Genomic DNA, 10,221 nt, shown 5'->3' with positions numbered 1-10,221 from the left:
GCCGCGCAGCCGAGCGCGGGACCGGCCAGCAGCAGCCCGGCCAGCACGCCGGCGCCGGTGCCCGCATGCGGCTGCAGCAGCACCTGGCCGAGGCCGCGCAGCAGCGTGCGCAGTTCGATCGGCAGCGCGAGCGGAACGAGGCGGGAGCGGGCGGGCATGAGCGGGGCGGCGGGGGAGCGGGGCGCAGGCGGACGCGAAGCCGCGAGCATAGAAGATCGCCGCGCGCCGCGACATGGGCGGGCCCGGATACCGGCTATTTGCGCTACGATCGAGCGCACCGCGCGCGGCCCCGCCGCGCGGGCCGCCAAGGGAAGGCATCGCGATGCGCGAAGTGCGCTGGGCGTCGCTCGACAGCGACGGTATCGAACACCTGACACTCGCGCGCGACGGCGACGGCTACCTGGCCGAGAGCGTGATCATCGGCCGCCACGACGACGGGCGGCGCTACGGGCTGGCCTACCGGCTCGCCTGCGACGGCCACTGGCGCACCACGCGGGCCACGCTGAGCGTGATGGGCGGCGCCACGCTGAGCCTGCTGCGCGATCGCGAGGGCCGCTGGCAGGACGGCGAGGGCCGCCCGCTGCCGGCGCTCGAAGGCTGCGTCGACCTCGATATCGCCGCCACCCCCTACACCAACACCTTGCCGATCCGCCGCCTCGGGCTGCGCCGCGACGAGCGGCGCGCGATCGAGGTGGCCTATGTCAGCGTGCCGGACCTGGCGGTGTCGCGCGCGACCCAGGCCTATGTCTGCATCGAGCCGGGCCGGCGCTATCGCTACGAAGGGATCGACGGCCGCTTCACGGCGGGCCTGAGCGTCGACGACGACGGCCTGGTGCTCGAATACGACACCTTGTTCAGGCGCTTGCCCGCGGCTTGAGCGGCGCGCCCGGGACGGCCTCGGCTGCGCTCGGGTGCGCGGCGAGATCGGCATCGTTGGCGCCGGGCTGTCCCGCGCGTGCCGTGGCCGCCGCCGCTGTCGTGGCCGCCGCCGGCGACGCGAAGGCCGGCTCGTGGCTGGCCGCGAAGCTGTCGATGCGCTGCGCGATCAGCGCCGCGTCGCGCAGCACGGTCCAGTGCGAGGCGTCGATGATCTCGCGCCGATGCGGCCCGAGCCAGCGTTCGAGGTTCTCGGTCAGGGCCGGCGTCACGTAGCGATCGCGGCGCGGCACCAGGATCTGCACCGGCGCCTGCGCGTAACGCTCGCGCGGCTGGCGGGCCCGCGCGATGAAGTTGGCGCGATACAGGCGGATGCCGTTCACGCCGTTGCGCAACTGATGCGGATCGGCCTCGGCGCGGATCCGCTCGGTGCGGCGCAGCCACAGCGGCCAGAGCGCGGCGCCGCCGAGCCGCCAGAACAGCGGCGGCAGCACCGGCAGGTGGAAGAAGGCGATGTACCAGGACTTCAGCGACTGCCGCAGCTTGAGCCGCGCGCGGAACACATGGTCCAGGCAGGGCCCCGAGATCGAGGTATAGGAGAGGATCCGGCCGCGCATGGCCGGATCGGTGACGGCTTCCCAGCTCTGGATCGAGCCCCAGTCGTGGCCGACCAGGTGGAACGGCCGCGTGCCGCAGGCCGCCCGCGCGACCGCCGACAGGTCGCGTTCGAGCTGCGCCATGCGATAGGCGGCGGTGGCCTTGGGCGCCTCGGATTCGCCCGCGCCGCGCACGTCGTAGGCGATCACGCGATAACGCTTCTCCAGCGTCTCGCGCACGCGATCCCAGACTCGTGAGGAATCCGGATAACCATGCACCAGGATCAGGGGCGGCGCCTCGCGCGGCCCGCTCAGGTGGACGGCGAGCCGCACGCCGTCCGAATCGACCGTCAGCGTCTCGCGCGCGCTCGCCATGACCGATCCCCCGCTCAGTGCGCGGCGGCCGGCGCGGCCGCATGCAGCGGCACGCGGCGCGGCGCGGCCTCGGCGGCGTAGCGCGCGTTGGTCTCGTCGATCTTCGCGAGCAGGCTGTCGAGTTCGCCCAGGTAGCGGCGGTTGTCGTAGTCCCAGGGATGGAAGTTCGGGCGGAAGAAGCCGAACCACTCGCGCGCGATGCCGGGGAACACGCCGCCGCGCGGCGCGTACAGGTACTTCACCAGCGTCCACATGCCGGAGAAGCGGCCGTGATGGCGGCGATGCGCGAACATCAGGCGCAGGTGGTAATCGAACACGATGGCCCAGAAGATCGCGGTGGTCATCAGCATGGTGCCGGTGCGCAGCAGGTAGCGGCCCAGGCCCGGCTTGATCACGCGCAGCCACACGTCGTAGGACACCGACTTGTGCTCGGTCTCCTCCATCGCGTGCCACATCCACATCTGCGTGTAGCCGTCGACCGAGCCGTCGATGCGCTCCTTGTGGCCTTCCAGCAGCAGGTTGGCGAGCATCGCCGTGTAGTGCTCCAGCGCGATCGTGATGGCCAGCTGCATCGAGGGCGGCAGGTACTTCTTGAACAGGCCGAGGATGAACCAGAGGCGGCGGTCGAGCTTGTGCGCGGGCAGGCCGGCGGCCTGCAGCAGGTCGTTGTACTCGATGTGCTCGCGCGTGTGCATCGCCTCCTGGCCGATGAAGCCGATCACCTGCTTCTTGAGCTCGGGATCGTGGATCTGGTCGCGATAATGGCGCACCGCGTCCATGAAGAAACGCTCGCCGGCCGGGAACAGCAGCGACAGCGCATTCATGAAGTGGGTGACCGGCACCCCCTTCACGTGCCAGTCGCATGCGCGGTCGGGGGGCATGGCGAAACGGATGTCACGGCGGACGGGCATCATGACGGTTCTCCCTGATTACCTGCGTTGTTGTAGCTGGAGTGGGCCGGCGCGAGCTTGCCGCCGCGCGCGGCGCGGCGGCGCGCCTTGGCCCGTTCGCGCCTGGTCGCGAGCACGACCAGCGCCTGGTAGGCGGCGGGCAGGGTGCGCGCGAGCCAGTCGGCGCCGCGTGCATCGCGCCCGATCAGCACGCGGCGCTTGTTCCTGCGCACGCCGTGCAGGATCACGCGCGCGGCTTCCTCCGGCGTCGTGATGAAGAACTTCTCGAAGTCGTCCTTGCCCTGCTGCTCGCTGTCGACCATGAAGCCGAGCATGTTCTGCGAGATCCGGCTCGACTGCGCGATGTTGGTCTTGATGCCGCCCGGGTGCACGCAGGTGGCCGACACGCCGCACTTCATCATGTCGAGTTCCTGGCGCAGCGATTCGGTGAAGCCGCGCACCGCGTACTTGGTGGCGTTGTAGGCGCTCATGCCCGGCTGCGCGAAGATGCCGAAGATGCTCGAGGTGTTGATCACGTGCCCGTCGCCCGCGGCCTTCAGGTGCGGCAGGAAGGCCTTGGTGCCGTGCACCACGCCCCAGAAGTTGATGTTCATGATCCATTCGAGGTCGGCGTATTCCATGCCCTCGATGGTGCTCGACAGCGCCACGCCGGCGTTGTTGAAGACCAGGTTGACGCGGCCGAACTGGCGCGCGGTGTCGTCGGCCCAGCGATGCACGGCGGCGCGGTCGGCCACGTCGAGCAGGCAGGTGGTGACGCGCACCGAGGGCGCCAGCGCCCGCACGATGCGCTCGGTCTCGGCCAGGCCGACGCCGTTCTTGTCGGCCAGCGCCACGTGGCAGCCGTCCTGGGCGAGCTGCAGCGCCAGCGAGCGGCCCATGCCGGAGCCGGCGCCGGTGATCGCCGCAACCTTGTCGTGGAAGGATTTCATCTGCTTCGCTCCTGGTCGTCAGACGGCTTGCGCGCGGTGCGCCGGCGCGTCGGTGGCGGGGGCGCCGGCCACGGCGCTGCCGGCCTCGGCGTGTGCCTCGCGGCGCGCGGCCGCGTAGGCGTGGTAGTCGGCGATCGAGAACTGCGCGGTGGCCTGCCGGAAGCGCCAGGTGAAGCCCGGCCACAGCGTGGTGTTCTTGCCGGTGCGCGGGTCCAGGTACCAGCTCTTGCAGCCGCCGGTCGACCAGATCGCGCGCTTCAGGCGCTGTTGCAGCCGCGTGTTGTATTCGGCCTCCACCAGCGGGCGCACCTCGATCGCGTCGGCGCGCTCCTGGTCCATCGCGTCGAGCGCGCCGAGGATGTATTCGATCTGCGACTCGATCATGAACACCATCGAGTTGTGGCCGAGCCCGGTGTTCGGGCCGACGATCATGAAGAAGTTCGGGTAGCCGGGCAGGGTGGTGCCGAGGTAGGCATGCGCGCCGTCGCGCCAGGTATCGACGATGTCGACGCCGCCGCGCCCGCGGATCACGCCGCGCGGGAACGGGTCGGCCACCTGGAAGCCGGTGCCGTAGATCAGGCAGTCCACCTCGTGGCGGCGGCCGTCGGTGGTGACCACCGCGTCGGGCTCGATGCGCGCGATGCCGGTGGTGAGCACGTCGACGTTGGCGCGCGTGAGCGCCGGGTAGTAGTCGTTCGAGATCAGCACGCGCTTGCAGCCGAGCGTGTAGTTCGGCGTGACGGTGGCGCGCAGCGCCGGGTCGGCGATCTGCTTGCGGATATGGCGCTCGGCCAGCTTCTGCACGTTCTTCATCAGCGCGGGATGGATCGCGAAGCCCAGCACGCGCGATTCCAGCATCCAGTAGCGGCTGGTGCGCGCCAGCTTCTGCGTGAACGGCAGGGCGCGGAACAGCCATTGCTCGAAGCGGCCGAGCTGGCGGTCCGGCTTGGGCATGATCCACGGCGGGGTGCGCTGGAACAGCGAGAGCTGCGCGACCTTCGGCGCGATCTGCGGCACGAACTGGATGGCGCTGGCGCCGGTGCCGATCACCGCCACGCGCTTGCCTTCCAGGCGATAGTCGTGGTCCCAGTGCTGCGAGTGGAAGGCGTGGCCGGCGAAGCTGTCGAGCCCTTCGATCTGCGGCAGCGCGGCCCGCGACAGGCCGCCCATGCCCGACACCAGCACGCGCGCCGAGACGCGGCGGCCGTTGGCGAAGCGCAGTTGCCAGCGGTGTGCGACGTCGTCGTATTCGGCGCTGGCCAGCTCGTGGTCGAAGCGCAGGTAGGGCGCGATGCCGAAGCGCTCGACGCAGCTTTCCAGATAGGCGCGGATTTCCGGCTGCGGCGCGAACATGCGCGTCCAGCGCGGGTTCGGCGCGAACGAGAACGAGTAGACATGGGATTGCACGTCGCAGGCGCAGCCGGGGTAATGGTTGTCGCGCCAGGTGCCGCCCACGCTCGCGGCCTTCTCGAACACCGCGAAGTCGCCGCGCCCCTTCTGGCGCAGCCGGATCGCCATGCCGAGGCCGGCAAAGCCGGTGCCGATGATCGCGATGTCGACGGCTTCGCTGGCGCCGTCGCCATCGGGCAGGGTACGCGCATTCATGCGGTGTCTCCGTTCCGGTTCATTTTTAAATGTGACATTGACGGATGTAACGATAGTCGGTGACGCGGGAAATCGCAAGCGAGTAGATGGCGGCCTCTAGCGCGGACCGGGGCTTGCTGTTGCGATGCAAGTATTTGATTCGAAATGGGTAATTTCTTCGTTGGGAGAGGCGGGGCGGCAGTGTCGGTGAAAACACGGAGCCCCTCGCGGCGCCGGCCGCGCGATCGGCCGGGCCGGCTCGGGCGGCCGGCGGAGCTGCCGAAACCGCCGCGCGAGCCCCGCCGGGCAAGGCTTTGCCGGCTTCCGCCAATCGCCGGCCGGCCGCCGCGATTGCTCGCGGCACATGAATAATCGCCGTCAGGCTTGAATCGGGATGCCGTGCCGCTCTATCCTGTTCCGTTGGCCGTTCGAAAGCAGAGAAAGGGGAAATTGATGGACCGTTTACAGGCGATGCAGGTTTTTACGCGCGTGGTCGATGCGAACAGCTTCACGCGCGCCGCCGAGACGCTGGCCATGCCGCGGGCCTCGGTGACGACGATCATCCAGAACCTCGAAGCCTTGCTCGGCGTGCGCCTGCTGCACCGGACCACGCGCCGGCTCTCGCTGACGCCCGAGGGCGCCGGTTACTACGAGCATTGCATCCGGATCCTGACGGAGATCTCGGAGGCCGACGCGAGCTTCCAGGTCGGCAACCGCAAGCCGCACGGCGCGCTGCGCGTGCACATGCCGTCGCTGCTGGGGCGGCGCGTGGTGCTGCCGGCGCTGCCGGAATTCCACGAGCGTTATCCCGACATCGAGCTGCAGTTCGGCATGTCGGACCGGCCCGTCGACCTGGTGCGCGACGGTTTCGATTGCGAGATCCGGGTGGGGCCGCTGGAGGATTCGTCGATGGTGGCGCGGCGCGTGGGGGTGATGAACCGCGTGAGCTGCGCCTCGCCCGCCTACCTGGAGAAGTTCGGCGAGCCGCGCACCCTCGAGGAGCTCGAGCAGCACCGCGCGGTGAACTTCGCCTACGCGCTGGGCCGGCCGATGCCGTGGATCTTCCTGATCGACGGCAAGCTGCATGAGATCCGCATGAACTCGATCGTCACGGTCAACGATTCCGATGCCTACGTGACCTGCGCGCTCGAGGGTTTCGGGCTGATCCAGCCGACCCTGTTCTCGGTGATCCCGCACCTGATGGACGGCTCGCTGGTGGAGATCCTGCAGGGCGTCTATCCGAAGCCCAAGCCGATCTCGATCGTCTATCCGCACAACCGCCACCTGTCGATGACGGTGCGCGTGTTCGCCGACTGGATCGCCGATCTGTTTGCCTCGGTGCCGGCGCTCGAGAACGATCCGGCCAAGCGCGTGATGCCGGGCGTGAAGAAGGAGCGCAAGGCGGTGGAGGCTTGAGGGGAGGGCGCGGCGGCGCGTTGTCCGGCCTTGGTCGGTCCTCGCCACGCCGTGCCCGGGCGCGTCATCCCGGGATCGTAGAATGTGGGGCCGCCCCGGCGCGGCTCCGACAACTCAATTGCCTGATGCGAGGACCCCGATGCGTCTGTTGCTTGCCATCCTGATTCCGTGGTTCCAGTTCTTCACGATCGGCCGCCCGTTCGCGGGCATCATCTGCCTGCTGCTGCAGATCACGCTGATCGGCTGGATTCCGGCCGCGATCTGGTCCGTCTATGCCCTGAGCCAGTACAAGACCGATCGCAAGATCGAGCAGGCGCTCGGCAAACGCGGCTGAGGTCGCCTCGCGAGGCGTCGCCGTCCTGGCGGCGCCCGATCCTGCCTTCCGGCGTTCCGCCGACACGGCTTCCGAATCTCCCGCCGAATCTTCCACCGCATCTCCCGCCGAATCTCCCCCGGTTCAGCCCGCCCGTTCGAAGGCCTTGAGCCGCGCGCGCTCGACGCCCTGCACGATCGCGCCGAGCAGCACCGCGTCGGTGCCCGTCGCGGAGATCGCGAACTCGGGCGCCGGGATCGGCAGCCAGGCCTCCACCTGCTCGCGGATCGCCGGCAGCAGCGCCGCGCCGGCCAGGCCGATGCCGCCGCCCAGCACCACCAGGGCCGGGTCCAGCACCGGGATGATGGCGGCCAGGCCCCAGGCGAGCTGACGCGCCTGCTCGGCCAGGCAGGCGCGCGCGCGTTCGTCGCCCTGCAGCGCGGCGGCGAATACCGCCTCGGCGTCGTCCACCGCCAGGCCGATGCGCCGCGCATGCGCCACGATGCCCTTGGCCGCCGCCGATTCCTCGAAGATCGCCGCGCGCGGGCCGTCGTCGCTGGCGTTCTCGTCGCGGTGTTTGCCGCGCTCGCGCTTGCTGTCCTGCCCTGGCTCCTGCGCGGGCGGCGCCGGCCGCAGCACCGCGATTTCCCCCGCGAAACCATGCGCGCCGCGATAGAGCTTGCCGTCGGTGACGATGCCCAGGCCGATGCCGGTGCCGATCGACATGAACACGAAGTTGTCGACCCCGCGCCCGATGCCGTGCGCCTGCTCGCCGAGCGCGGCGAGATTGATGTCGTTGTCGAACAGGGTGTCCTCGCCGAGCGCGGCGCGCAGCGAGCTGACCAGATCGGCGCGTTCCCAGTCGGGCAGGTTGGGCGCGAGCCGCAGCCGGCCGCTGGAGGGATCGAACACGCCGGGCGAGCCGAGCACGGTGGCCAGCACCGCCTCGCGCGCAAGCGCCTGCGCCTCGGCCAGCGCCTGCGCCATCTCGACGATGCGCGCGACCAGCAGCGAGGCGCGCGCCGGCGAGCGTTTCTCCAGCCGCGCCAGGATGTTGCCGGACAGGTCGGCCAGCGCGCCGCGGATCCAGGCCGCGCCGACGTCGATCGCCACCACGTAGCCGGCCCGTGCGCGCGGCTGGTAGAGGCGCGGCTGGCGCCCGGCGCTGCCCTCGCGCACGCCCACCTGCTCGACCAGCCCGAGCCGTTCCAGGTTGCCGAGCGCGCCCGTCACGGTGACCTTGGAGAGGCCCGTGCTCTGCGCGAGCTGCGGCGCGGTGGCCGGCGCGAGCGCCAGCAGGTGCTGGTAGATGGCCCATTCGTTGCCCTGGCGCACGAAGGCGGGGCCGCGGGTGACGGGGGCGCTGGGGGGCGGAGCTTTGCGGGAATGCGGATTCATGCGTGGCCTGTCTGCGGGTGTCCGATCCTATCAACGAGATGTCGAGCGAGGCAAGGCGGCCTGCCGAAGGATTATTTTTGAACCTGTTGAATTCGTAAAGAACCTTTCCTATCATTCGACCACGATGCCGCCATCGACGAAGCGGCACGGCAGCCTCGCACGGCAGTTCCTTGGCAACGAGATCGCGGCCCCCGGCCGCTAGGAGACAGGCATGAGCGATTCCACCTGGCAGGACCCCGGCGCCAGCCGTTCGGACGGCGCCGCCGCCGCGGATGGCGCGGACGACGCGCAGCAGGCGCAGCATTTCCGTCGCTCGGTCGGGCTGTTCCCGGCCATCGCGGTCAACATGATCCAGATCTGCGGGGTGGGGCCGTTCCTGACCATCCCGGCCATCGTGGCGGTGCTCAACGGGCCGCTGGCGGTGATCGGCTGGGTGTGCGGCGCGCTGCTGGCGATGGCCGACGGCCTGGTCTGGGCCGAGCTCGGCGCGGCCATGCCGGGCGCGGGCGGCACCTACCTGTATGTGCGCGAGGCCTTCCAGTACCGCACCGGCAAGCTGATGCCCTTCCTGTTCGTGTGGACCGCGATGCTGTCGATCCCGCTGATCATGAGCACCGGCATCATCGGCTTCGTGCAGTACCTCGGTTTCTTCCTGCCGAACCTGAGCCCCTGGCAGTCGCATGCGATCGGCATCGCCGCGGTGGCGCTGGTGGTGTTCGCGCTGTACCGGCGCATCGAGTCGATCCGCACGCTGGGCGCGGTGCTGTGGATCGTGATGGTGCTCGCGGTGCTGCTGACCACGGCCGCCGCCTGGAGCGACTTCCACCTGCCGCTGGCGCTGTCGATGCCGCCCGACGCGTTCGACGCGGGCAAGTTCTTCACCGGCCTGGGCGCCGGCCTGATCATCGCGATCTACGACTACGCCGGCTACAACACCACCGCCTACATGGGCGACGAGCTGAAGAACCCCGGCCACGTGATGCCGCGCTCGATCATCGTGTCGATCCTGGCGATGATGGTGTTCTACCTGGCGATGAACATCGGCGTGATCGGCACCGTGCCCTGGCAGGAGGTGGCGAAGTCGAGCTCGGTGGCCTCGCTGGTGGTGGAGCGCAACTGGGGGCACACGGCCGCGGCAATCATCACCGCGCTGATCCTGGTGGCGGCGCTCGCCTCGGTGTTCGCGGGCTTGCTCGGCGGCTCGCGCGTGCCCTTCCACGCGGCGCGCGACGGCGTGTTCCTGGCCGCCTTCGGGCGCCTGCACGCGAGGCACGATTTCCCGCACGTGGCGTTGCTGGTGATGGGCGTGGTGACCGCGATCGGCACCTTCTTCGACCTGACCACCGTGATCAACATGCTGGTGGCCGTCGCGGTGCTGCTGCAGTCGGTCGCGCAGATCGCCGCGCTGACGGTGCTGCGCCGTCGCCAGCCGGAGCTGCGCCGGCCTTACCGGCAATGGCTCTATCCGCTGCCGAGCCTGCTCGCGCTGGTCGGCTGGCTGTATGTGTTCTACGCGACCGATGCGCGTTCGCAATGGATGTCGACGGCATGGATCGCGCTCGGCGTGATCGCGTTCCTGGTCTGGGCGCGCATCGCGAAACAATGGCCGTTCGGGCCCAAGCGCGTGCGGGAAGTGTTCCTGGAGCGCCAGCAAGGCCGGCCGCGAGCCGGCGTGGAGCAGTCATGAGCGAAGTGGCAGGGCGACGTCGCGAACGGTCCGGGCGATCGGGCCGAGGTGCCAATAACGACGCGGCAGGCGCGGCCAGACACCGGTCATCGGAATCCGCCCGTGCGTTGCCTTCAGGCCGACGAGACCGGTCAGT

At 69.8% G+C, this 10,221-nt stretch carries 10 protein-coding genes; 4 read left to right on the top strand and 6 right to left on the bottom strand.

Annotated features, from left to right (window positions below; all coding sequences use genetic code 11):
- Window positions 1-322: 322 nt before the first annotated feature.
- A complete protein-coding gene (locus F3J10_RS31940; protein ID WP_167243770.1) occupies window positions 323-877 on the top strand; it encodes a putative glycolipid-binding domain-containing protein in 555 nt (184 codons plus the stop codon).
- On the opposite strand, the gene F3J10_RS31935 is transcribed toward F3J10_RS31940, so the two are convergent.
- Genes F3J10_RS31935 through F3J10_RS31920 form a run of 4 tightly spaced genes read right to left on the bottom strand, consistent with a single transcriptional unit; the run spans window position 855 to window position 5,292 of the window.
- Entirely contained in the window at window positions 855-1,847 is a 993-nt protein-coding gene (locus F3J10_RS31935) for an alpha/beta fold hydrolase (RefSeq protein ID WP_025097997.1), read from the bottom strand. The genes F3J10_RS31940 and F3J10_RS31935 overlap by 23 nt on opposite strands.
- Window positions 1,848-1,861: 14 nt before the next feature.
- The gene (locus F3J10_RS31930; protein WP_025097998.1) at window positions 1,862-2,761 is read right to left on the bottom strand and encodes a metal-dependent hydrolase; all 900 of its coding nucleotides are present in this window, start codon (window positions 2,759-2,761) and stop codon (window positions 1,862-1,864) included.
- Window positions 2,758-3,687 carry an SDR family NAD(P)-dependent oxidoreductase gene (locus F3J10_RS31925; protein WP_025097999.1) on the bottom strand — a complete coding sequence of 310 codons (930 nt, stop codon included), beginning with the start codon at window positions 3,685-3,687 and terminating at the stop codon, window positions 2,758-2,760. Before F3J10_RS31925 ends, F3J10_RS31930 begins: the two co-directional genes overlap by 4 nt.
- Window positions 3,688-3,705: 18 nt before the next feature.
- Window positions 3,706-5,292: an NAD(P)/FAD-dependent oxidoreductase gene (locus F3J10_RS31920; protein ID WP_167243769.1), complete on the bottom strand. Its 1,587-nt coding sequence runs from the start codon at window positions 5,290-5,292 to the stop codon at window positions 3,706-3,708.
- Between the two features lie 432 nt (window positions 5,293-5,724).
- On the opposite strand from F3J10_RS31920, the gene F3J10_RS31915 reads away from it, so the two are divergent.
- Window positions 5,725-6,687, top strand: coding sequence for a LysR family transcriptional regulator (locus F3J10_RS31915; protein WP_047838664.1), 963 nt, complete (start codon window positions 5,725-5,727; stop codon window positions 6,685-6,687).
- A 139-nt stretch (window positions 6,688-6,826) separates the two neighbouring features.
- Window positions 6,827-7,021, top strand: coding sequence for a YqaE/Pmp3 family membrane protein (locus F3J10_RS31910; protein ID WP_017921290.1), 195 nt, complete (start codon window positions 6,827-6,829; stop codon window positions 7,019-7,021).
- Window positions 7,022-7,144: 123 nt separating this feature from the next.
- Here F3J10_RS31910 and F3J10_RS31905 read toward each other — a convergent pair whose 3' ends face one another.
- Window positions 7,145-8,398 carry an ROK family transcriptional regulator gene (locus F3J10_RS31905; RefSeq protein WP_051598242.1) on the bottom strand — a complete coding sequence of 418 codons (1,254 nt, stop codon included), beginning with the start codon at window positions 8,396-8,398 and terminating at the stop codon, window positions 7,145-7,147.
- 211 nt (window positions 8,399-8,609) lie between these two features.
- On the opposite strand from F3J10_RS31905, the gene F3J10_RS31900 reads away from it, so the two are divergent.
- Window positions 8,610-10,085, top strand: coding sequence for an APC family permease (locus tag F3J10_RS31900; RefSeq protein ID WP_167243768.1), 1,476 nt, complete (start codon window positions 8,610-8,612; stop codon window positions 10,083-10,085).
- Here the strand turns inward: F3J10_RS31900 and F3J10_RS31895 are convergent.
- Window positions 10,080-10,220, bottom strand: coding sequence for an amidase family protein (locus F3J10_RS31895; RefSeq protein WP_275691715.1), 141 nt, complete (start codon window positions 10,218-10,220; stop codon window positions 10,080-10,082). The two genes, F3J10_RS31900 and F3J10_RS31895, sit on opposite strands and share 6 nt — an antisense overlap.
- Window position 10,221 lies beyond the last annotated feature (1 nt).

It is taken from the genome of Burkholderia sp. Cy-637, assembly GCF_011753175.1.
GTDB classification, from domain to species: domain Bacteria; phylum Pseudomonadota; class Gammaproteobacteria; order Burkholderiales; family Burkholderiaceae; genus Burkholderia; species Burkholderia gladioli.
Note: the sequence above shows the minus strand (reverse complement) of the source record. Positions and strands in the feature narration are given on the sequence as shown.

What these genes read in the sequence shown, in the direction of transcription:
- F3J10_RS31940 (WP_167243770.1), top strand. Translation starts at nt 323, where the DNA reads ATGCGCGAAGTGCGCTGGGCGTCGCTCGACAGCGACGGTATCGAACAC.
- F3J10_RS31935 (WP_025097997.1), bottom strand. Translation starts at nt 1,847, where the DNA reads ATGGCGAGCGCGCGCGAGACGCTGACGGTCGATTCGGACGGCGTGCGG.
- F3J10_RS31930 (WP_025097998.1), bottom strand. Translation starts at nt 2,761, where the DNA reads ATGATGCCCGTCCGCCGTGACATCCGTTTCGCCATGCCCCCCGACCGC.
- F3J10_RS31925 (WP_025097999.1), bottom strand. Translation starts at nt 3,687, where the DNA reads ATGAAATCCTTCCACGACAAGGTTGCGGCGATCACCGGCGCCGGCTCC.
- F3J10_RS31920 (WP_167243769.1), bottom strand. Translation starts at nt 5,292, where the DNA reads ATGAATGCGCGTACCCTGCCCGATGGCGACGGCGCCAGCGAAGCCGTC.
- F3J10_RS31915 (WP_047838664.1), top strand. Translation starts at nt 5,725, where the DNA reads ATGGACCGTTTACAGGCGATGCAGGTTTTTACGCGCGTGGTCGATGCG.
- F3J10_RS31910 (WP_017921290.1), top strand. Translation starts at nt 6,827, where the DNA reads ATGCGTCTGTTGCTTGCCATCCTGATTCCGTGGTTCCAGTTCTTCACG.
- F3J10_RS31905 (WP_051598242.1), bottom strand. Translation starts at nt 8,398, where the DNA reads ATGAATCCGCATTCCCGCAAAGCTCCGCCCCCCAGCGCCCCCGTCACC.
- F3J10_RS31900 (WP_167243768.1), top strand. Translation starts at nt 8,610, where the DNA reads ATGAGCGATTCCACCTGGCAGGACCCCGGCGCCAGCCGTTCGGACGGC.